This is a genomic window from Falsihalocynthiibacter sp. SS001, from assembly GCF_042445055.1.
Lineage (GTDB): Bacteria > Pseudomonadota > Alphaproteobacteria > Rhodobacterales > Rhodobacteraceae > Falsihalocynthiibacter.
In genome coordinates this window covers 2,639,703-2,661,235 of the sequence record NZ_CP170339.1, presented here as the reverse complement: position 1 = coordinate 2,661,235, position 21,533 = coordinate 2,639,703, and the positions used below count along the sequence as shown (strand labels likewise).

Annotated in this window: 20 protein-coding genes; all 20 read left to right on the top strand. The window is 53.1% G+C overall.

All coding sequences use genetic code 11. The features are described 5' to 3' along the window. Positions 1-26 precede the first annotated feature (26 nt). On the top strand, positions 27-1,259 hold the full coding sequence (locus ACFE33_RS12745; protein ID WP_380054048.1) for an ABC transporter substrate-binding protein: 1,233 nt from the start codon (positions 27-29) through the stop codon (positions 1,257-1,259). Between the two features lie 60 nt (positions 1,260-1,319). Next, entirely contained in the window at positions 1,320-2,294 is a 975-nt protein-coding gene (locus tag ACFE33_RS12740) for a carbohydrate ABC transporter permease (protein WP_380054045.1), read from the top strand. Next, positions 2,294-3,169: a carbohydrate ABC transporter permease gene (locus tag ACFE33_RS12735; protein WP_380054042.1), complete on the top strand. Its 876-nt coding sequence runs from the start codon at positions 2,294-2,296 to the stop codon at positions 3,167-3,169. The genes ACFE33_RS12740 and ACFE33_RS12735 overlap by 1 nt, the downstream gene beginning before the upstream one ends. A 194-nt stretch (positions 3,170-3,363) precedes the next feature. Further along, on the top strand, positions 3,364-4,344 hold the full coding sequence (locus ACFE33_RS12730; RefSeq protein ID WP_380054039.1) for a TRAP transporter substrate-binding protein: 981 nt from the start codon (positions 3,364-3,366) through the stop codon (positions 4,342-4,344). Positions 4,345-4,415: 71 nt separating this feature from the next. Beyond that, on the top strand, positions 4,416-4,895 hold the full coding sequence (locus ACFE33_RS12725) for a TRAP transporter small permease (protein WP_380054036.1): 480 nt from the start codon (positions 4,416-4,418) through the stop codon (positions 4,893-4,895). Position 4,896: 1 nt separating this feature from the next. Continuing rightward, positions 4,897-6,177: a TRAP transporter large permease gene (locus tag ACFE33_RS12720; protein WP_380054033.1), complete on the top strand. Its 1,281-nt coding sequence runs from the start codon at positions 4,897-4,899 to the stop codon at positions 6,175-6,177. A gap of 37 nt (positions 6,178-6,214) precedes the next feature. Next, complete coding sequence (locus ACFE33_RS12715; RefSeq protein ID WP_380054030.1) at positions 6,215-6,871, top strand: RraA family protein; 657 nt, start codon at positions 6,215-6,217, stop codon at positions 6,869-6,871. Between the two features lie 3 nt (positions 6,872-6,874). Beyond that, positions 6,875-7,933, top strand: coding sequence for a glycoside hydrolase family 88 protein (locus ACFE33_RS12710; RefSeq protein ID WP_380054028.1), 1,059 nt, complete (start codon positions 6,875-6,877; stop codon positions 7,931-7,933). A gap of 7 nt (positions 7,934-7,940) precedes the next feature. After that, on the top strand, positions 7,941-8,717 hold the full coding sequence (locus ACFE33_RS12705; RefSeq protein WP_380054025.1) for an enoyl-CoA hydratase/isomerase family protein: 777 nt from the start codon (positions 7,941-7,943) through the stop codon (positions 8,715-8,717). A gap of 3 nt (positions 8,718-8,720) precedes the next feature. Further along, complete coding sequence (locus ACFE33_RS12700; RefSeq protein ID WP_380054024.1) at positions 8,721-9,884, top strand: CaiB/BaiF CoA transferase family protein; 1,164 nt, start codon at positions 8,721-8,723, stop codon at positions 9,882-9,884. A 16-nt stretch (positions 9,885-9,900) separates the two neighbouring features. Continuing rightward, positions 9,901-10,617, top strand: coding sequence for a FadR/GntR family transcriptional regulator (locus ACFE33_RS12695; protein ID WP_380054022.1), 717 nt, complete (start codon positions 9,901-9,903; stop codon positions 10,615-10,617). A 127-nt stretch (positions 10,618-10,744) separates the two neighbouring features. Next, a complete protein-coding gene (locus tag ACFE33_RS12690) occupies positions 10,745-12,316 on the top strand; it encodes an acyl CoA:acetate/3-ketoacid CoA transferase (RefSeq protein WP_380054020.1) in 1,572 nt (523 codons plus the stop codon). Beyond that, positions 12,313-13,080 (top strand): enoyl-CoA hydratase/isomerase family protein, encoded by a 768-nt coding sequence (locus ACFE33_RS12685; protein WP_380054018.1) that lies wholly within the window; start codon positions 12,313-12,315, stop codon positions 13,078-13,080. Before ACFE33_RS12690 ends, ACFE33_RS12685 begins: the two co-directional genes overlap by 4 nt. A 3-nt stretch (positions 13,081-13,083) precedes the next feature. Then, on the top strand, positions 13,084-14,610 hold the full coding sequence (locus tag ACFE33_RS12680; protein ID WP_380054017.1) for an aldehyde dehydrogenase family protein: 1,527 nt from the start codon (positions 13,084-13,086) through the stop codon (positions 14,608-14,610). A gap of 45 nt (positions 14,611-14,655) precedes the next feature. Next, positions 14,656-15,906 carry an ABC transporter substrate-binding protein gene (locus ACFE33_RS12675; RefSeq protein ID WP_380054015.1) on the top strand — a complete coding sequence of 417 codons (1,251 nt, stop codon included), beginning with the start codon at positions 14,656-14,658 and terminating at the stop codon, positions 15,904-15,906. An 86-nt stretch (positions 15,907-15,992) separates the two neighbouring features. Then, a complete protein-coding gene (locus ACFE33_RS12670) occupies positions 15,993-16,886 on the top strand; it encodes a carbohydrate ABC transporter permease (RefSeq protein WP_380054014.1) in 894 nt (297 codons plus the stop codon). Further along, on the top strand, positions 16,886-17,764 hold the full coding sequence (locus tag ACFE33_RS12665) for a carbohydrate ABC transporter permease (RefSeq protein WP_380054012.1): 879 nt from the start codon (positions 16,886-16,888) through the stop codon (positions 17,762-17,764). Before ACFE33_RS12670 ends, ACFE33_RS12665 begins: the two co-directional genes overlap by 1 nt. A 4-nt stretch (positions 17,765-17,768) precedes the next feature. Continuing rightward, positions 17,769-18,881 (top strand): ABC transporter ATP-binding protein, encoded by a 1,113-nt coding sequence (locus tag ACFE33_RS12660; RefSeq protein WP_380054011.1) that lies wholly within the window; start codon positions 17,769-17,771, stop codon positions 18,879-18,881. Next, positions 18,878-20,494, top strand: a complete 1,617-nt coding sequence (locus tag ACFE33_RS12655; RefSeq protein ID WP_380054009.1) for a GMC family oxidoreductase — start codon at positions 18,878-18,880, stop codon at positions 20,492-20,494. Before ACFE33_RS12660 ends, ACFE33_RS12655 begins: the two co-directional genes overlap by 4 nt. A gap of 4 nt (positions 20,495-20,498) precedes the next feature. Further along, positions 20,499-21,512, top strand: a complete 1,014-nt coding sequence (locus ACFE33_RS12650) for a LacI family DNA-binding transcriptional regulator (RefSeq protein ID WP_380054007.1) — start codon at positions 20,499-20,501, stop codon at positions 21,510-21,512. The last annotated feature ends 21 nt before the right edge of the window (positions 21,513-21,533 follow it).

The window sequence follows — 21,533 nt, the reverse complement described above, 5'->3', positions numbered from 1 at the left end:
GACGGTCCCAATAGGAGGAGTTGATTATGATCAGTCTAAGAAAGCTTGCCCCGGCATTGTGCTTGGGTGTTGCCCTGCAAGGCACCACGGCGATGGCCGAAGAGGTGTTGTTCTATCACGATAAGGGCTTCTGGTCCGAAGCGCTTGCCAAGGTTGGCGACGCTTCTGAAGCGGCTACCGGCGTCAAGATCGCCGAAAGCCCATATTCTTCGGCCGAGCAGTACAAAGCATTCGTACAAAGCTCGATTGCCAGCGGCAAGGCACCGGAAATGTTCTCTTGGTGGGGCGGGCAGAGCCTGAATGACCTTGTTGCGACAGGCAAAATTGCACCATTGGATGATGTTTGGAAGACAGCTATCGATTCCGGCGACTTCCCTGCAAGCACAGCTGACCTGTTCAGCGTAGATGGCAAACCTTACGGCCTGCCGATGCATATTGGGAAATGGGCGGTTCTCTTTAACAAAGATATCTTTGCGGAAGTTGGCGTTGAAGCGCCTGCGACTTGGGCTGATCTTGAAATGGTTGCCGAGAAGCTGAAGGCTGCTGGCCATACACCATTCGCCGCTACAGTTCAGGACGGCTGGCGCGGGTTCATCTGGTTCCAGGAACTTCTCCTGCGTACCAATCCGGATGCCTATGCCAAAATCCACACTGGCGAACTTGCATACGACAGCGACGAAATCCGCGAAGTGTTCCAACTCTGGTCTGAGCTGTTCGCAAAAGGTTGGTTCACAGATGTTCGCTCGAACCGCGAGATCGAAGACTTTGCAGCCGGTGGCGCGGGTATGTACCTGATCGGTGACTGGGCGATTGGTCTTCTTGAATCGAACAACCTGCCAATCGTGAAAATGGGTGCCTTTGTGATGCCCAACGTCGATGCCTCGATCCCGCCCGCGGTCATCGTGGAAGGCAGCCCGATCGTATTCTCGACAGAAGCCGGTCAGGACGAAGCCTACATCAAAGCCGCTGAATACTGGATGTCGGCCGATGGCGCCAATGTTTGGGGTGCTGCTTCGGGCAACTCGATCGGCAATGTGAACGCAGAAGCGCCGAATGAGATCCTGTCGTCGCTGGATGCCTCGATCAACGAGATGGGCGCATCCGCAGTCCTGCGCTGGTGGGAGCTTGTACCTGCTCAGTTGCAAGGTGAGCTGGTTGCCGAGTTCAACTCGTTCATGCTCGACCCGACAATGGAGCAGGCCGAGGCAGTTATGGCCAACATCCAGGCTCTGAACGCTGAATACTGGGCTGACCAATAAACTAGAACCATGCCGGCCACGGGTATTCTTCGTGGCCGGATCCTACCTTGGGGAGAAGGCATGACCATCGCGTCCACGATCAACCTAAGCCGTGAAGAGCGGGATGCCGAGATCATCGCGTCCATCGGCCTCAAAAATATCCGCGCCCGCGAAAAGCAAGTCGAGCGCCGGAACCTGATGCGCGCTGCTTTGTTTATGGCGCCTGCGCTTATTCTTGTGATCGGTGTGCTATTGGTGCCCGTTGTCTATAACGTTTGGACCAGCTTCACAAAATGGAAGCAGTTCAAGGGGTGGGACGAGTTTGCCGGTATGGCGAACTATCAAAAAATGTCGACCAACCCGTTTTTCATGGATGCCCTGACAAATACAGGCATCTGGGTTGTTGCGTCGATTGTATTTCCTTTGGTTATCGGGCTTGGATTTGCGCTGCTCTTTCGCAACGCGCCTCTATCGGGTTTTTTCAAGAACGTTATCTTTCTGCCGCGGATTCTTGCTCCGACGGCTGTGGGGATCCTCTGGTACTATGTCTATGCGCCGGATGGAATCCTGAACTATTTTATCGGGCTGTTCACTGGCGGCGAAACCGATACCGGCTGGCTTTATGAGGCCGGCACTGTGACACCTTCAATCGTTGTTGCCTTTTTGTGGCAAACGGTCGGTCTGTCGATGGTGCTGTTGATCCTAGGCCTTGCCGCTATTCCGAAAGACCCGATTCAGGCAGCTCAGATCGATGGAGCAACACGCTTCCAGATTTTCTGGCACATCACTTTGCCTTTGCTCATGCCAACCATCCTTGTGGTTACAATCCTATCTGTCCTTGCCGGTTTCACTGCCTTTGACCTTCTTTGGGTCATGGGAGGCGACTATCCACGCCAACGCACACTTTCACTGGCCGTGTTCATGTATTTCGAGGCCTTCCAGAAAGGCAACTGGGCCTTTGGTTCAGCGGTGGCAGTCACCATGGGGATCGTGGTTTTGGCGGTCACATGGGTTCAGGCCTGGGTGCAACAATATGTCGACAAGAGGATTCACTAATGTCTGATGCGGCCATTGATTACGAGGCGATTATCGCCGCCCAACACAAGAAACCGACAAAAGGCAAAGGTCTGCTGATTATCGGCTTCCTTGTCAGCCTGATCTGGTTGATACCCTTCTACTATCTGATGGTGTCGGTTTTTAAATCGACACCAGAATACGCGGCAAGCCATCCGCTTGCGCTTCCACAGGGTGTTGCTCCGATTGTCGACAATGTCTTGGCTGCGTGGTCACAGGCCAAAATGGGGCAGGGGTTTGTAAACTCGATCCTCTACGGCACGGTTGGCGCTACACTGGCGATCCTCTTTGCCGCAATGGCGGCGTTTGGCCTCTCGCGGTTTGAGTTCAAAAACAAGAACCTTTGGTTTCTTGTTATCTTCTCAGGGACGTTGTTTCCGTTTCAGATGTTCTTAATTCCATTATTCTTCATGTACCAAGATTGGGGCATTCTGAATACGAGACTGGGTATGTGTCTGTTCTATACCGCGGTGTGTATCCCGTTCCCAACGCTGGTGCTTCGTAACTTTATGAACTCGATCCCAAAAGACGTGGACCTTGCAGCACGAATTGACGGAGCAACCGAGTTTCAAGTGTTTCTGCGCATTATCCTGCCGAACACAATCGGCCCCTTAACAGCCGTGTTTCTTATTCAGTTTACATGGATTTGGAATGACCTGTTGTTCTCGACAGTTTTGGGGAACAGCGTTGAGGTACGTTCCATCATGAACTCACTTCAGGTTTTCCAGGGAAGCTACTCTTCCGCAGGTGAAAATATCATTCTGACTGGGGCTCTTCTGGCAAGTATTCCAACTGTTCTGCTCTTTGTAGTGCTGCGTAAACACTTCATGGAGGGAATGAAAATTCAAAGCATGTAACGACACTTGGAAGGAGTAATTAGAACGTTCCAATTTCTTCTTTTGCGCGCTATCAACCTATGATACAGGTATATACGAGTGATAAGCGAAACGTGATTCCTTCGGGCCAGAACGCCAGAGGGAAAAGCAGTTCAAACAACACTGAACCCGCTACTGCAACAGCACTCTAAACTCGAGATTCCAGGGAGGATATCATGAAAATCTCACGTACATTCACAGCCGTCGCAACGGTGGCTAGCCTCACAATTAGCGCGGGCATCGTAAGCGCAGAAACTCTTCGCGCCTCGCTCATCGGTCCTATTGAGACCGCTCAAGGCCAAGGCATGCAGCACTTCGCGGACCGTGTAAAAGAGTTAACAAACGGCGAATTGGACGTTGAAATCTATCCAGACGGTCAGCTGGGTAACCTTGCTGAAAGCGTCGAACAAGTTCAGTCTGGTATCATCGACATGACCACAGCTGTTCCCTCCATTCTGGCCGAGTTCGTTCCAGAAATGCAGGTATTCGCGGTGCCGTTCGTATTCCGCGACTATGACCACTGGCAGGCCGTCGTCGATGGCGACATCGGTGCGAAATACTCCCAGCTTTCCGAGGAAAAGGCAGACGCTGTAATCCTCGGCTATTTTGGTGGTTCGGTTCGGAACCTTGTGACATCAAAGAAAGTAACTACTCTTGACGATGCAAAGGGTCTGAAAGTGCGTCTGCACCCGACCGAAGTTCTGACTGCGGCTTGGGGAAGCATTGGCATCCAGCCAACTGTGATGGCCTATGGCGAAATCTACAACGGTTTGCAGCTTGGTGTTGTTGATGGTCTGGAAAACGAGCCAGAGTGGGTAAAGCGCATGAAGTTCTATGAGCAAGCGCCATACATTACTTTGACACAGCACGAAATCGTTACACGTCCGTTCATCTTCTCTGCCAAAACAATGGAGCGTCTGTCGCCAGAACAGCAAGAAGCCGTTCGTACTGCTGGTGCCGAAGCTGCTGCGATGCAACGCGAAATCGAGCATGGTCTTGATCTGCAAATTCTTACTGAGCTGACAACGTCGCTCGGTGCAGAAGCTCAAGACATCGACAAAGAACAGTTCCAGGCAACTGTAGCCGAAGCACTTGCGCCAGTACTCGAGGCAAATGGCCTTGCTGCAACTGTCGCTGAAATCCAGGCAGTAGAATAAATTTCTAGTTCGGGGCGGCATGGGGCGCCCCGAACTTCTACTTACCAACTACTACCAAACAGGAGGACGTCATGACACTGGTTTTGAAAGCTCTTAGGCTGGCGCTGATGACGGTTTTGTCAATTCTTGTTGTATTTGTCTCAATACAGGTCATCTATCGGCAACTCGGAATTTCGGGATCGTTTGGATGGACTGAAGAGGCCTCGCGAGGTTTGTTCGTCTGGATGGTAATGCTGGGTGCGGCGCTCGGGGTGGCCGAGAAATCGCATTTTGCGATTGGGTCACTTGCGCGTAAACTCCCCGGCAAACTGGGCGCCGCAGCCAGATTTCTCAAGATCGCAGCTATTGGAACTCTCGCGTTGATCTTTGTCTTTGAGGGCTGGCACTTCGCCGTTCGAGGCATGTCCCGCGTTTCGCTGGTGACGGGCCTGCCGCTGGCCTGGACATTTGCCGCCATCTTCGTTTCGGGCCTCTTGATGTGCCTGTTTCTCATTGTGCAGCCGTTCCAGAAGGAACAGCCAGACACTGACCCCTCCGACTTAGGACTCTGATATGTCTATCGAAGTAATCATTTTGATTGGCGGGTTGATCTCGCTGGTTCTATTGGGCGTACCGGTGGCTTTCTCGCTTGCGATCTCGACTCTGCCATTGATCGTGTTTGATCCGCGTCTGGATTTCGGCATCGTTGTGCACCGATCTTACAACTCACTCGATAGTTTCCTGCTTCTGGCTGTTCCATTTTTCCTGTTAGCGGGGAACTTGATGAACGAGGCGCGTGTGACCGAGCGTTTGGTCGCAATGGCCTACGGTTTTGTTGGTCACTTACGAGGTGGGTTGGCACATGTGAACGTGCTTGTGTCGATGTTGTTTGCTGGTATTTCCGGCTCATCCACCGCTGACACCGCCGGCGTGGGGAGCGTTTTGATCCCCGCAATGCGTGAAAAAGGTTATGACGCGCCGTTCTCGGTTGCGGTCACTGCCGCGTCCTCCGTGATGGGGATCATCATTCCGCCGAGCCTCGTTATGGTCGTCTGGGGCGCGATAACAGGGACATCTGTTTCTGCGCTCTTCGCGGGTGGTATCATCCCCGGTATTATGGTTGGCCTTGGTCAGATGGGTTTGATTGCCTATCTCGCTCGTCGTCGCGGGTATCCGACCGAGCCACGCCAGAAGTTGCCAGAGATTGCGGAGAACACCCGTAGAGCACTTCTGCCACTGGCAATGCCGGCAATTATTTTGGGCGGCATCATGTTTGGGATCTTTACCCCAACTGAAGCATCGATCCTGGCCGTTCTTTATGCGTTGTTCCTCGGCGTGGTTGTCTACCGCACAATCGGAGCTTCGAATATCGGAAAGGTACTTCTCGACACGGTTCGAATATCAAGCCTTTCGCTATTCTGTGTTGCCACCGCCGGCGTGTTCGGTTGGATGTTGGCCTATTACCGCGTTCCGTATGAGATCGCCCAACTATCCTCTACAATTAACCAGCCGATCCTGTTACTGGCCGCTATTTCGCTAACATTCCTGGTACTTGGTACTTTCCTCGACGGGCTTGTTGTGGCCATCATCATTGGCCCCATTTTCCTACCATCGATTGCCGCACTCGGAATTGATCCCGTGCAATACGGTATTATCGCGACAGTGTCTGTTTCGATCGGCTTGGTGACGCCGCCTTATGGTCTCTGTTTGTTCCTTGCCTCCACCATTGGTGGGATCGAGGTTGAGGATGCGCTGGCCGATACTTTGCTACTGATTGGCGTAATGCTTCTTATCCTATTCTTGCTGATCATATTCCCGAAAATCACCCTTTTTCTGCCGTCAGTGCTTCTTTGATGCGTTCGGCAAATGACAAAAAACAAAGGAAATCGTAATGACAAAAGATGACTCGGCTCGAGTAAATGTCCTCCGCGACAAGCTGAGCACCGCGCTACTGGGCGACATTCTTGATGCAATGGGCCGTCGCCACCAGTTTCTGCCACCAAACATTCGCCCTGTGCGCCAATCCGACAAAATGGTCGGCCGTGCGATGCCGGTTCTAGAAGCGGCCGTCTATGACGACGCAGAGCCATTCGGCAAAATGTTCGAGGCGATTGATGACCTGAAACCAGGTGAGATCTATCTTGCCACTGGTGCAAACCTGCCATGTGCGATGTGGGGTGAACTTATGACAACCCTTGCGCAACGCAAAGGGTCTACTGGAGCTGTCTTGAACGGCTACATCCGCGACACTCACGGTATTTTGGATATGGATTATCCGGTATTCAGCCACGGTTCATATGCTCAGGATCAGCGGGTTCGAGGCCGCGTAATCGACTATCGCTGCAGCGTAGAATTTGGTGCCGTAACTGTATCCACCGGTGATTACCTTGTTGGCGATATTGATGGTGTACTGGCGATCCCCGCTGACATCGTCGACGAAGTGATCGAACAGGCACTTGCCAAGCAAGCCACCGAAGGTAACGTTCGCGAGGCCATCTTGAACGGAATGGATGCAACTGAAGCTTTTGAAAAATATGGGGTCTTTTGAACCATGCTCGACAACGATACAAACCTTTCCCACGACGAACTGGCCGCACGTATAGCGGACCGTCTGGTACAGGATACTGCAAACACCGACATCATCACCGACTGGGGTGAAGCGCTGGCCATGTTTGGCCTGTTGGAGTTCGGCAAGAAAACTGGCAATCAAACTTACATCGACACCGTTGTCGGCTGGGTTGATGGGCACTTGAAAGGCGGGCTTTCTACTCACGATCACTGGCGCGATGCGCTTGAAATCAAGCAGGGTGTTCCTGTTACGCATTTCTGCGGAAGCTGGGGTATCATGCTTTTGGCCAAGTCACTCTATGACGAAACCAAAGACGAACGCCTTGTCGAAATGGCCAAATACATCGGCGATTTTGTTGTGGACAAAGCGCAGCGCACATCCGTCAAAGGATTGAAGCACACCGAGGATATTCCTTGGCTCTTTGCCGATACGGTTTACTATTCCATTCCCGGTCTTGTTGCCGCTTCTGAACTCACCGGAGACGAGCGTTACCGTGAAGAGGCCATTAAACAGCTTGAAATCCACCTCAAGTATCTAGCCGCTAAAGGCTCGGAACTCTTCCACCAGTCGTTCAATCCGGAAACTGGCGAAACCAGCCCCGGCTATTGGGGGCGAGGTAACGGTTGGATCGTAATGACGCTGGCTGAAATCGCCGATCGTGTTCCAGAACCTGTGAACACACAGGTTAAGGAACGTCTGCAACGGATGTATGCAGAGATCTGGACGCTTCAGATCGAGAACGGCATGTGGCGTACTCAGCTTGAACGCCCAGATTCCTACGAAGAATCTTCGGCTGGTCTCTTGTTTGCCTATGCCGCACAGCTTGCGGCATCTAAGGGTGTTGATCTGGGCGATTTCAAACCGGCATTTGATAAGTGTTGGGATGGTACGCGTCAGTATTTCACCGAACAGGGCGAACTCCTGCAGGTGTCCGGCGAAACTTGGTTGCGCTGGCAGGACCCTGATGGCTATGAGTGCATCGAAACTGGCCACCGCCCATGGGGCACGGGTTCTGCGCTTTTGGCTGCAGGTACGGAGTAATTAGCGTATGTCTGACACGCGGATAGATACCTATCTCGAGAACGGCGTTTTCACAATCACGCTGAACCGTCCGGAGAAGCTGAACGCGATTGATTTGGCAATGACATCGGCGTTGTCAGACGCCATCACCCGAGTTGAGGAAAGCCGCGATATCCGCGCGGTGATCCTAACGTCAACGGGCAAAAGCTTTTGCGTAGGCGCTGATATCGGTGCCTTCGCTGAACAAAATCCGGTAATGACTTGGCGCGAATGGGTGCGCGGCGGGCATGTGTTGATCGACCGACTTTCAGCACTACGTGTACCTACTATCGGCGCGATCAATGGGTTCTGTTTCGGTGGCGGCTTGGAGTTGGCGCTTGCGCTTGATTTTTGCATCGCTGCTGATACTGCGAAATTCGCAGCACCCGAGGTTAAGATCGGTACGGTTCCAGGTTGGGGAGGATCACAACGCTTGCCTAAACTGATTGGCCCGGCTCGTGCGCGGCAAATGATGTACACTGGTACGGCCATTGATGCTGCAAAGGCTGAGGCTTGGGGGCTGGTGACCGAAACCGTAGCACCTGCCGCCTTGATGCAACGCGCAAATGAAATTGCTGGCGAAATTGCAGCCAACGCTCCGATCGCCGTGGAAGTTGCAAAGCAACTGGCAGAAGGCGCTTCCGGTTTACAACTGATGGCCACATTGGAAAGCCTCGCTGGCGGCTTCACAAAATCTACAGAGGACGGCGCCGAAGGGCTGGCGGCTTTCCTCGAAAAACGTTCGCCCGACTACAAAGGAAACTGACCTGTGTACGACCTGCTCAAAGGCATTCGCGTAATTGATTTCACCCACGTTTGGCAGGGGCCTGTGGCCACGCTAATGTTGGCCGACTTGGGCGCAGACGTTATCAAGATTGAGCGTCCCGGTCGCGGAGATTGGTCGCGCGCATGGGGGCCATTCATCGACGGTGTAAGCCTGCCGTTTGCGGGTTTGAATCGCAACAAGCGTTCAGTTGTCTTTGACTTGAAAAGTGATGATGGGCAGGCGTCGCTTGATGCGCTATTGGCAACAGCGGACGTAGTTGTTCATAACTTTCGGCCCGGTGTGGACAAGAAAATGGGGATCGATTTTGAAACGCTTCACAAACGTTTCCCACGTATTATCCATGCGTCGGCATCGGGTTGGGGCGAAAAAGGACCAGATGCCGAGCGTGGTAGAGCGGGGCACGCGCAAATGGCAGCAGCCGAAGGCGGCCTCTTCTCCGAGGCGAAACCTGACGCGCTACCACAAACTCCGACAATCTCTGTGGACCACCTCGCTGGTATGATCCTTTGCAACGCCATTCTCGCGGGGCTCGTTTCGCGCGCGAGTACGGGGAAAGGTGTGCAAGTATTCACCGACCTGCACAGCGCTGCATTAACCGCGCATGTCTGGGACGGGCCGCGCGCGATGAACCCAGACACGGATGACGCCGGCGACGTAAATTTGACACTGGCCGAGAAATCGCTTCCGCACGCTTGGAAAACAGCGAACGGCTATATCGAGATTTCCCCCGTGTTCACTGACAATCCTGTCCAACTCATTTGTAAAGGGTTAGAACTTCCGGATTTGACGCAACGGGATGAGTTTGCGACGCCCGTATTGCAATACGAAAACCGTAAGGCGCTGCGAAGTGAAATTACAGCTCGTCTTCTGACAAAAACAACCGAGGAATGGCTGGTTGCGCTCGAAGTTCAAGGTATTCTATGTGCCGAAATCCGAACCCCCGCCGAGGCGCTAAATGCTTCAGCAGCAGCGGCCAACGGAATGGTCGTAGATGTTCCTCATCCGGTTTCCGGCGATTTGAAATTGGTCGGTTGCGCTGTGCGCACTAACGCAGCCCCGAGAGCGTCAACGCCCCCGCCACAAGCTGGTCAACATACCGGCGACGTGCTACGGGAGTTGGCAGAACTGAACGAAGCGAAAGCCTGAGGAGAATATAGCCATAATGCCCAACGGGATGAGCGATATCGACAGGCGTCCAATGTATCTTCAGGTTGCTGAGCGTATCATCGACCATATCAAAGACGAGCGGATGGCGCCTGGTGCTGAGATCCCCTCAGAAGCAGAGCTGTGTGAGATGGCGGGTGTCAGTCGCCCCGTTATCCGAAGTGCGCTGGGCTATCTTGCGGGTGGCGGGATTATTAAGATTTCCAATGGTCGGCGTGCTCGGGTCGGAGAGCTTGACCCTGATTTTCTTGCGTCTTCGTTTTCCTACGGTCTTGCAACCGAACAGATAACAATACCGAAAATTCTTGAAGTGCGGCAAGACATCGAACTCTCTGCAGCGCGCCTTGCCGCTGAGCGTCGTACCGATGAGCAGGCGGCTCGGCTAGAAGAGCTTTGCGAAGAGATGGAGCAGTCGATTTGCGATGTGGACCGGTTTGTCGAACTTGATTTCGCGTTCCATCTGACAATTGCAGAAGCGACCGATAACTCGCTTTATGACTATGTGATCCGCCCAATGCGGCAAACTATCATCGAGTCAATTTCTGAGGGACGACTTTCGCAAAGCGCGGGTGATGATCTTCTCAGGATTCAGGATTGTCACCGAGCGATCGCTCAGGCAATCCGTGAAAAAGATCCAGATGCTGCAATGGCCGCGATGACCCGCCATTTCAAAACCGCACTTGCCGCAATGGGTCACGCGGCACAGGCGGACTGACCTAAAATGTTCCGCTGCTCTCCAGAATCTTATTGCATTCTTGGAACGTTCCACTAAAACAGAATCACAAAATGGAACGTTCCAGTTTCGCCAGTGGAGCGAAGCGGAGATCTAGGGAGGTAACATCATGTCTAAGGTTGTTTCCGCAAAGGACGCGGTTGCCTCGATCAATGATGGCGATGTTATATCGGTTTCTTCCTCTTCTGGCTTGGGGTGTCCGGATCTTGTTTTGCGCGCGATGGGGGAGCGATTTGCCGCCGAAAATCATCCGCAAAACCTTACGACACTTCACCCAATTGCCGCTGGCGACCTCTATGGCATCAAAGGTATTGACCATATAGCGCGAGAGGGGATGTTGTCGCGGATCATTGCTGGCTCATATCCTTCCGGCCCTTCGTCGAAGCCTATGCCCGAAATTTGGAAGATGATCGTCGAGAACCGCATTAAGGCCTATAATGTCCCCTCTGGGATTATGTATGACATGCATCGTGACGTGGCCGCACGTCGGCCAGGTGTTCTTACCAAAGTCGGTCTCGAAACATTTGTGGACCCGATCCGCGAAGGTTGCGCGATGAATGATGCGGCGGCCGCGGAGCCGGTCGTGCATCGTCAAGAAATGGCTGGCGAGACTTGGCTTCATTTTCCAAATATTGTCCCGAATGTTGCGATTCTGCGCGCAACCACCGCAGATGAACATGGGAACCTCACTTATGAGCATGAGGGGGCCTATCTTGGTGGCTTGGATCAGGCAATTGCCGTACGCAATCACGGTGGACTCGTCATAGCTCAAGTCAAACGGGTAACTGCAACGGGAACTCTGCGTCCGCACGATGTGCGAGTTCCCGGACACCTAGTGGATTTGATCGTCATCGACCCGGATCAACGCCAGACGACCGAAACCGACTATGATCCTGCAATCTCGGGCCAGATTATGCGCAGCTGGGAAAGCTTTACGCAGGCGCCGATGAGCGTTGAAAAGGTCATAGCTCGTCGCGCTGCGATGGAGCTCAAGCGTGGGCAGACAGCGAATTTGGGTTTCGGAATTTCGGCAGTTGTGCCACGCATCCTTTTGGAAGAAGGCTTTGCTAGAGACGTAACTTGGGCAATCGAACAAGGCGCAGTGGGTGGCATGCCGTTAACTGGGTTTGCCTTTGGTTGTGCGTCAAACGCCGATGCGTTTATGCCATCACCCAGCCAGTTTACCTATTTTCAGGGCGGCGGCTTTGATGTGTCCTTCCTGTCGTTTATGGAAGTTGATATTGACGGCAATGTTAACGTCTCAAAATTGGGTAAGAAGCCCTACCTAACGGCAGGGTGCGGCGGCTTTGTAGACATTACTTCCCATGCCCCTATGATTGTTTTCTCAGGATATTTTGAAGCCGGCGCCGACTTGGATATCACGCCAGAAGGACTGATTGTTAAGTCTCCCGGAAAATTCACCAAGATGGTTGAGGCAGTTGAGCATGTGACATTTGCCGGTCGTCGGGCTCGTGCGCAAAAGCAGGATATCCTATATATCACAGAGCGTTGCGTGATGCGGCTTGGGGACAAGGGACTGGTCGCCGTTGAGATTATGCCGGGCATTGATCCACAGCGTGACATTGTCGACGCTTCAAAGGGGCGGGTCACAATCGCTGATGATGCGAAATTTATGCCCCTGTCACTGTTACAAGATAAGCCTATGGGGCTCACGCTATGAGTTCGGTACACCTTCTTATCAACGGCCCTATAGCCGAAATTAAATTGGACAACCCGTCCAAGCTCAACGCGTTGACGGTAAAAATGCTCCAGTCTTTGGAAGCACATTGTGCCGAGATTGAGCGAACCCCTTCCGTTCGCGTAGTGGTACTCACAGCAGAGACAGCCAAGGCCTTCTGTGCGGGTGCAGATATTTCGGAGTGGGGGGAATTGTCTCCGTCCGAGTTCGCCCGCCTTTGGGTGCGAGAGGGACACCGAGTTTTTGATCGCCTCGCGCGACTTTCTAAGCCAACCATTGCGGCAGTGGGTGCCCATGCGTTTGGTGGTGGGCTTGAGCTCGCGGCGGCCTGTGACATCCGTGTGATGGCACCACGTGCAACACTTGCGCTTCCCGAAGCACAAGTCGGGATCGTTCCCGGCTGGTCGGGGACACAACGACTTTCACGGCTGTTGCCCGAGCCTGTTGTAAAGGAAATGGCCTTGTTCGGGCGTCGTTTAACATCGGACCGTGCATTGGCACTTGGCTTCGCCGCCGAGATTGCCGACGACCCACGCGCCGCCGCGCTTGAGATCGCGGAAAAGGCGTTGGTCTTGTCGCCTCGTGCGACCGAGATCGACAAATATATGTTGCATGCTGGCGCTGGCGAAGATTCAGCCGCACTGATCGAAGCGCTTGGATCTGCGGCGATTTCGGCAAGCGACGATCGCAACGAAGGCGTTTCGGCCTTCCTTGAAAAACGCAACGCAATATTCAGCGGAGCCTGAGATATGACAGACCTTTCTATTATTTCCGACGCTACTTTGTCGGTGCCCGCAACCCCGCAGGAGTTGCGCCATTTTATCAACGGTAAGTTCGTCGAAAGCGCGGATGGTGCTGTTTCCGAGCGCGTGTCGCCGTCGCACGGAGTGGTCGTGAGCCGCGCTGCCAAAGGTAGCGAAAGCGATGTGAATGCTGCTGTTGCGGCAGCGCGCGCAGCATTTGATGATGGTCGTTGGAGCCGAATTTCCGCAAAGGAACGCGCTCAAGTTCTTTTGACGGTTGCGGATTTGATCGAACTGAACACCGAACGTTTCGCGTTGATGGAAACACTGGAATCCGGAAAACCCATCTCGCAATCACGCGGCGAAGTTTCGGGTGCCGCTGATTTGTGGCGCTATGCTGCGTCGCTTGCGCGAACAAGCCATGGCGATAGTCACAATTCCTTGGGCGACGATATGCTTGGCGTGGTTCTGAAAGAGCCAATCGGCGTCGTTTCGATCATTACCCCGTGGAACTTCCCGTTCTGGATTCTGAGCCAGAAACTCCCCTTCGCTTTGGCGGCGGGCTGCACATGTGTTGTGAAGCCATCTGAAATGACCCCTTCGACGACCGCAATGCTGGGTGAGCTTCTTTCGGCGGCTGGTTTGCCTGATGGCGTATGCAATATCGTTTTGGGATATGGCCAGCCGGTTGGGAGCCAGATGAGCACACACAATGAAGTGGATATGGTGACCTTTACTGGATCTACCGCAGTCGGAAAGCGGATATCTGAACTGGCTTCTGGCACGCTTAAGAAAGTAGCGTTGGAGTTGGGTGGCAAAAACGCCCAAGTGATCTTCCCAGATGCAGACCTCGACGATGCCGCTGACGCTGTTACTTTTGGCGTCTATTTCAACGTGGGCCAGTGTTGTAACTCCTCCAGCCGTATCATTGTCCATGAAGACATCGCGGACAAGTTCGTCGCGAAAGTTGTGGCGTTGTCGCGCAAAGTCCGTTTTGGCAATCCGCTAAACCCCGATACACAGGTCGGCGCAATCGTCACACCGGAACACAGGGAAAAGATTAAGTCCTATGTGCGCGAAGCAGTGGAAAGCGGTGCAGAAGTCTGTCTCGGTGGTGAGGCTATGGACGTTCCGGGCATTGGCGCACAGTTTTTCCAGCCGACAATTATTCGAGGTGTTTCAGCGGATATGCCAATTGCACGCGAAGAAGTGTTTGGACCTGTTCTGACCGTTCTCACGTTTAGAACGATGGATGAAGCGATCGAATTGGCGAACGATACTGAGTACGGTCTTTCTGCCGGTATTTGGAGCGATAACATTCACAACAGTCTAACTTTTGCTCGTTCGGCGCGCGCTGGAACTGTATGGACAAATACTTGGATGGACGGCTTCCCCGAAGTTGCTTTTGGCGGAATGAAACAGTCTGGGCAAGGCCGTGAAATCGGTCAGTACGGTTACGACGAATTTCTCGAGGTGAAATCAGTCGTTATGCGCATCGGGCGCACGCGTCAGCCTTGGGTGAAACCCGCCTGATTTCTCTTCAGGAATAATCTAAACGCAAATCCATGGGAGGACATAATGCGTAAACTAACTAAAAATCTTACTCTGGTTGCAGCCTTGTTGGCTTCGACTTCTGCCGTTAGGGCCGCAGACGTTGAAGTGCTGCACTGGTGGACTTCCGGCGGCGAAGCAGCCGCGCTGAATGTATTGAAAGAAGACCTTGCAGGTCAAGGTATCGGATGGAACGATATGCCTGTTGCCGGCGGCGGCGGCGAAAGCGCGATGACTGTGCTACGCGCTCGCGTTACTGCTGGCGATCCACCGACCGCCGTTCAGATGCTGGGTTTTGACATTCAGGATTGGGCTGAAGAAGGCGCCTTGGCTGACCTGAACCTAGTAGCCGCCGAGGAAGGTTGGGACGCCGTAGTTCCGCCCGCACTGCAAGCATTCTCAAAGCATGATGGCAAATGGATTGCTGCTCCAGTGAACATCCACTCCTCCAACTGGGTTTGGGCAAACAAGGCTGTTCTCGAAGAGCTCGGCATTGCGCAACCTACAACTTGGGACGAGTTCGTAGCGGCAATGCAAAAAGTAAAAGACAGCGGCAAAACTGCACTGGCGCACGGCGGTCAAGCTTGGCAGGAAGCCACGGTTTTTGACGGCGTAGTTCTGTCTGTTGGTGGTGTTGATCTTTATCGCAAGGCATTCGTCGAGCTTGATCCAGAAGCACTGGGTTCGGACGAGATCGCGGCAGTTTTCGAGCGTATGGAAACACTGCGCGGTTTTGTTGACGACAACTTCTCCGGTCGCGACTGGAACCTTGCATCTGCGATGGTCATCAACGGCGAAGCAGCATTTCAAATTATGGGAGACTGGGCAAAAGGTGAATTCCTGAACGCGGGTAAAGTTCCAGGAGATGACTTTCTTTGCTTCCGTGTACCTGGTTCGCAAGGCTCGCTCTCGATTCTTTCCGACCAATTCGCAATGTTTGGCGTTACGGACGAAGACGCAAAAGCAGCGCAAGCCGAAATGGCACGTTCAATCATGTCGCCTGCATTCCAATCGGCATTCAACGTGGTCAAAGGCTCCGTTCCTGCACGCACAGACGTTCCGGACGAAGCATTCGACGCATGTGGCAAGCAAGGTATGCAAGAACTTGCCGAAGGTGCTGCCAACGACACATTGGTTGGTTCGATAGCCCACGGTCACGCAAACCGCGCGTCCGTAAAAAATGCGATCTATGACGTTGTTACCGCTCATTTTAACGGTGAATATGACGCTCAGACAGCCGCAGAAGAACTCGTTACAGCTGTAGAGCTGGCACAGTAATACTACCATCACTCACGAAACTAACTGCCGGGGCGCGCGCACTATGCGCCCCGGTGGATTCTACACACGCAGGCAGGGAAAAGCCGATGCACCACCATGGACAACGAGATTTCAAAACACGGCTTCAAGAATGGATACCGAAACTGGTGCTGAGCCCGTCGCTGGCCATGGTACTGGTCTTTGTCTACGGCTTCATCGCCTTTACAATTTACTTATCCTTTACGGACAGTCGCATTCTTCCGAGCTTTGGCTGGGTTGGAATTGAGAATTATTCGAAGCTCTGGAAGCTTAGCCACTGGAAGATTTCGCTGACGAACCTCGGCATTTTCGCCTTCCTGTATATTGGCATTTGTACAATCGTTGGTCTGGCGCTCGCGATTTTCCTAGATCAGAAGATCCGAGGCGAGGGTATGTTGCGGCCAATCTACCTTTACCCGATGGCGCTGAGTTTCATCGTTACAGGGACCGCATGGAAATGGTTCCTTGATCCTGGCATCGGGCTTGAGCACACGATGCATGTTTGGGGCTGGGAGAGTTTCAGCTTTGACTGGATCAAGAACCGAGAATACGCAATCTATACACTCGTAATCGCCGCCGTCTGGCAAACCAGCGGGTTTGTTATGGCAATGTTCCTTGCCGGATTGCGCGGTATCGACAGTGAGATCATGAAAGCCGCCCAAATTGATGGGGCGTCAAACTGGAACCTGTATCGCCGAATCGTAATCCCGTTGCTGCGGCCAGCATTCCTATCGGCATTTGTCATTCTAAGCCACCTTGCGATTAAGAGTTACGACCTCGTAATCGCTCTGACAGGGGGGGGGCCAGGACGAGCGACCGAACTACCTGCAACCTTCATGTATTCTTACACTTTCTCACGGAACCAAATGGGGATTGGTGCCTCGTCGGCTGTGATCATGCTCATGACAATTGCCGCGATTATGGTGCCCTACCTATACGCCGAACTGAAGGAGGAGCGCTGATGTCCGCCGCCCAGACCCAAGCCGTCCGCACAGGTCGTGTGACGCGTGCGTTCATCTATGTATTCCTTCTGATTTTCGCGCTGTTCTACTTGCTGCCGTTCTTCATTATGGTGGTGAACTCGATTAAGCCGCTCTCGGAGATTACGGGTGGTAATATGATGGCGCTTCCGGTTGAACTGACTTTCCAGCCATGGCTCGAGGCATGGTCCACAGCCCAAGTTGGCGTGGAATCTACGGGGTTGAAGCCCTATTTCTGGAACTCGATCAAGATGGTCGTTCCTGCGGTTGCAATCTGTACCTGCCTTGGCGCGCTCAATGGCTATGTCCTTACCAAGTGGCGGTTCCGCGGCGATACGATCCTGTTTGGATTGATGCTGTTCTCCTGCTTTATCCCATTCCAGATCGTGCTGATCCCGATGGCGCGTATACTCGGTATTCTTGGGCTTTCCGGTTCAACCAATGGGCTGGTTTTGGTTCACGTGGTCTATGGCATCGGCTTCTCGACGCTCTATTTCCGCAACTATTACGCAGCTTTCCCAACCGAATTGGTCCGTGCAGCCCAGATCGACGGGGCGGGGTTCTTCCAGATATTCTGGCGTATTCTTTTGCCATCTTCGGGGCCAATTACCGTTGTCTGCGTAATCTGGTTGTTCACCAATATCTGGAACGACTTCCTGTTTGGCGCGTCTTTTGCCAGCGGGGGAGGGGCTCCGATGACCGTTGCTCTGAACAATCTGGTCCAATCCTCAACCGGTGTGAAGGAATACAACGTACACTTCGCAGGTGCGATCCTTGCCGCCCTGCCAACTCTTTTCGTCTATATCGTCGCTGGCCGCTACTTCGTGCGTGGCCTGATGGCGGGCTCTGTTAAAGGATAAACTCATGGGTTTTCTCGATATCAACAACGTTACCAAATCCTATGGTTCAACAGAGGTGCTTCACCGTGTCGACATCTCGGTCGAGGAGGGCGAGTTTCTTGTTCTGGTCGGCCCCTCGGGATGTGGTAAATCCACGCTGTTGAATATGATTGCCGGTCTCGAAGACATCTCGTCAGGCGAGATTGTTATCAAAGACCAAGTGATGAACGGGGTTCACCCGTCGAACCGCAATATCGCAATGGTATTCCAGTCTTACGCGCTGTACCCTAATATGACCGTTGGGCAGAATATCACTTTCGGGCTCGAGATGCATGGTGTCGCTAAAGCAGACCGCGAAAAGGCCATGAACGAAGTAGCGTCGCTTCTACAGATTGAACAGCTTCTGAAACGTAAGCCCGGCCAACTGTCTGGTGGGCAACGTCAACGTGTCGCTATGGGGCGCGCGCTTGTCCGCAATCCCGATGTGTTCCTCTTTGACGAACCACTGTCGAACCTTGATGCCAAGCTTCGCGTTGATATGCGAACCGAAATCAAAAAACTCCACGAAAAGTTGAAAACAACTATCGTCTATGTAACGCATGACCAGATCGAGGCGATGACGCTCTCAACGCGGATAGCGGTGATGTACAAAGGTTATGTCCAGCAACTCGGCACGCCAAAGGAAATTTATGACAACCCGTCAAATCTATTTGTGGCGACGTTTATGGGATCGCCGGCAATGAACGTTATGCCTGCGCGCATCATTGTGCGCGACGGACGTGCTCATGCAGAGGTCACAACATATCATGACAACGTCGTGCCTCTTCCGTTCTCGCAAGATAACCTTGCAGCGATGGATGGGCGGGAAGTCATCCTCGGGATTCGTCCCGAAGCGATCACAGATCCTGACGGTGCGGACCGGAATTCCACGAACATCGTAAGCCTGCGAAATCGTGTGACAGTAACAGAGCCAGCAGGGGCGGATACCTTCGTGACCATGCCTTTGGGCGGTAAGGACGCCATCGCGCGGATGCGTGCGGATGTTATGGTCGGGCCGAATGACATGTTTGATTTTGCCGTTAATATGGAAAAGGCCGTCGTCTTTGATCCTGAAACAGAAGACCGCATAGCGCCGTGACGGGTGCGGATGTCATCATTGTCGGGGGTGGGTCCGCCGGCTGCGTGCTAGCTGCTCGCTTATCTGAGGACCCGAACCTGAACGTTCTGCTCCTTGAGGCGGGAGGCAGTGATCGGCATCCATTTTACCATCTTCCAGCAGGTTTTGCGAAAATGACCAAGGGCATAGGCTCTTGGGGCTGGGAAACTGTTCCCCAGCGACACATGCAGAATAAGGTGTTTCGCTATACTCAGGCCAAGGTCATTGGAGGCGGTTCAGCAATTAACGCACAAATATATACGCGCGGTAATGCACAGGACTACGACAACTGGCGGCAAATGGGTTGCGACGGGTGGGGATACGATGATGTCCTCCCATATTTCAAAAAAGCAGAAGACAACGATACCTTTAACAATGCCTATCACGGACAGGGTGGCCCGCTAGGGGTGAGCCAGCCAAGTGCGCCTTTGCCGATCTGTGAAGCCTATTTTGAGGCCGCCGCAGCATTGGGTATCCCGCGAAACATGGATATCAACGGCGAGTCTCAGGATGGAGTTTGTTACTACCAGCTGACACAACGCAATGTCCGACGTTCGTCCGCAGCGATGGCCTATCTTGCCCCCATCCAGAACCGCAAGAACCTGACCGTTCGCAAAGGCGTTCAGGTCAAACGGATTGTGGTCGACCACGGTCGTGCATCGGGAGTCGAGTTGGTAGACGGAACCCGTTTCACGGCAACGCAGGAAGTCGTTCTAAGCTCAGGGGCCATTGGAACACCGCGCTTGTTACAACTGTCGGGCATCGGCCCCGCTGATCATCTAAAAGGCTTGGGCATTGAACTTGTTCTAGACCGTCAGCAGGTTGGCGCCAACCTGCAAGACCACATTGATCTTTACTGCATCACCGAACTTTCGGGGCCTCATAGTTATGACCGTTATGCCAAGCCCCTTTGGGCGGCTTGGGCAGGACTGCAGTATCTTTTTGCCCGCAAAGGACCTGTGGCGTCCTCTCTGTTTGAGACAGGAGGTTTCTGGTATTCCGATCCTCAGGCTGCCTCCCCAGACTTGCAAATGCATCTTGGGTTGGGGACGGGGATTGAACACGGTGTCGCCGCGATGCCGCAGGGCGGGATCACGTTGAATTCCTGCTATCTGCGGCCACGTTCACATGGCACAGTCCGACTTCAAAGTTCAGATCTATCAAAAGCTCCATTGATTGATCCGAACTATCTATCTGATCCTGTAGATCGTGAAATGTCGATCCGCGGGCTGAAACTTACACAAGAAATTTTAGCGCAGGAACCATTAAAGGATTTCATACTTGCGGAGCGGCTTCCTGGGCCAGACGTGAAGACTGATGAGGATTACTTCAACTTCATCTGCACCCATTCGAAAACATCGCACCATTGCGCCGGAACATGTCGCATGGGGATAGACAATGATGCCGTCGTTGACCCAAGACTTCACTTTAATGGGATTGATGGATTGCGGATTGTAGATAATTCAATCATGCCTAAGGTGATTTCATCGAACACAAACGCTGCTGCGATCATGATCGCGGAGAAGGCAGCAGATATGATGAAGGCGGACTTCGGTCTGGCAGCCGAGTTACACAATGGCGCGAGAGGGCAATGATAACGTGAAACGCAGACCGACTATCATTGACGTTGCATTCAAGGCTGGGGTGTCCAAATCCACCGTCAGTCTTGTGTTGCAGAACAGCCCGTCGGTCAAGGAAGAGACTCGAAAGCAGGTTCGCGAAGCGATGGCCGAGATCGGCTATGTTTATAACCGTTCTGCAGCGAATATGCGCAAGTCGAATGCTGGGCTCGTCGGGCTTGTCATTAACGATCTGCGCAACCCGTTTTTCTCGGAGTTTGCAACCTCTCTTCAGATGGCACTCGCGGCAAGCGGATATGCTACTGTGGTTGCCAATACGGATGAGAATGCCGAGCTGCAGCTTCAGGTGGTTAGTTCGATGATCGAACACGGGGTGTCTGCTCTGGTTATTTGTTCGGCATATGACGATATGGGCCGCAGCTTTGATGCAATCGCGCGCGCGGGAATACCCGCATTGCAAATGTTAAGATGCGTTGATGACCGTATAGAAGATTTCCCGTTTGCAGCTCCAGACTACAAAAAAGGCAGCCGCATTGCGACCCAACACCTTGTTGACACTGGAGCGCGTAATATTGCTTTTGTTGGCGGTATTGAGGGCCGCGCGGTCGCAGAAGAGCGTAAACAGGGTTATTTCGAGGTGTTGAATGAGAATGGTATGACGCCGGTTGTGCTTCCTGGGCGGGCCTCGCGGGACTTTGGCCGTAGTGCAGCAAAGGCACTGCTCCATGACAATCCGGACGTTGATGCAGCAATCTGTTTTAATGATCTTGTGGCGCTTGGGCTTTTGCATGGGTGTTATGAAGTCGGGCGCAAAGTTGGCGAAAGTTTCCGTATTGTCGGGTTTGACGATATCGAAGAAGCAGCACAGTCCTTTCCAGCGATTACGTCGGTCAAATGCGATATCGGTGCGATTGGTCAAGCGACTGCACGTACAGTGATTGATTGGTTGGAAGAGGGTAAAAAACCCAGTGCGGAAACGCGCTCGCCTGTCAGCTTGTCTGTGCGGGCTTCCAGTGCCGCAGAAAGTAAATAGCTTAAACTGCTCGTGCTAAAT

Bases quoted from the DNA above. Each gene is read 5' to 3' on its own strand.
- ACFE33_RS12725 (WP_380054036.1), top strand. From the start codon at position 4,416: ATGACACTGGTTTTGAAAGCTCTTAGGCTGGCGCTGATGACGGTTTTG.
- ACFE33_RS12735 (WP_380054042.1), top strand. From the start codon at position 2,294: ATGTCTGATGCGGCCATTGATTACGAGGCGATTATCGCCGCCCAACAC.
- ACFE33_RS12715 (WP_380054030.1), top strand. From the start codon at position 6,215: ATGACAAAAGATGACTCGGCTCGAGTAAATGTCCTCCGCGACAAGCTG.
- ACFE33_RS12710 (WP_380054028.1), top strand. From the start codon at position 6,875: ATGCTCGACAACGATACAAACCTTTCCCACGACGAACTGGCCGCACGT.
- ACFE33_RS12675 (WP_380054015.1), top strand. From the start codon at position 14,656: ATGCGTAAACTAACTAAAAATCTTACTCTGGTTGCAGCCTTGTTGGCT.
- ACFE33_RS12720 (WP_380054033.1), top strand. From the start codon at position 4,897: ATGTCTATCGAAGTAATCATTTTGATTGGCGGGTTGATCTCGCTGGTT.
- ACFE33_RS12665 (WP_380054012.1), top strand. From the start codon at position 16,886: ATGTCCGCCGCCCAGACCCAAGCCGTCCGCACAGGTCGTGTGACGCGT.
- ACFE33_RS12705 (WP_380054025.1), top strand. From the start codon at position 7,941: ATGTCTGACACGCGGATAGATACCTATCTCGAGAACGGCGTTTTCACA.
- ACFE33_RS12660 (WP_380054011.1), top strand. From the start codon at position 17,769: ATGGGTTTTCTCGATATCAACAACGTTACCAAATCCTATGGTTCAACA.
- ACFE33_RS12740 (WP_380054045.1), top strand. From the start codon at position 1,320: ATGACCATCGCGTCCACGATCAACCTAAGCCGTGAAGAGCGGGATGCC.
- ACFE33_RS12690 (WP_380054020.1), top strand. From the start codon at position 10,745: ATGTCTAAGGTTGTTTCCGCAAAGGACGCGGTTGCCTCGATCAATGAT.
- ACFE33_RS12730 (WP_380054039.1), top strand. From the start codon at position 3,364: ATGAAAATCTCACGTACATTCACAGCCGTCGCAACGGTGGCTAGCCTC.
- ACFE33_RS12695 (WP_380054022.1), top strand. From the start codon at position 9,901: ATGCCCAACGGGATGAGCGATATCGACAGGCGTCCAATGTATCTTCAG.
- ACFE33_RS12670 (WP_380054014.1), top strand. From the start codon at position 15,993: ATGCACCACCATGGACAACGAGATTTCAAAACACGGCTTCAAGAATGG.
- ACFE33_RS12685 (WP_380054018.1), top strand. From the start codon at position 12,313: ATGAGTTCGGTACACCTTCTTATCAACGGCCCTATAGCCGAAATTAAA.
- ACFE33_RS12680 (WP_380054017.1), top strand. From the start codon at position 13,084: ATGACAGACCTTTCTATTATTTCCGACGCTACTTTGTCGGTGCCCGCA.
- ACFE33_RS12745 (WP_380054048.1), top strand. From the start codon at position 27: ATGATCAGTCTAAGAAAGCTTGCCCCGGCATTGTGCTTGGGTGTTGCC.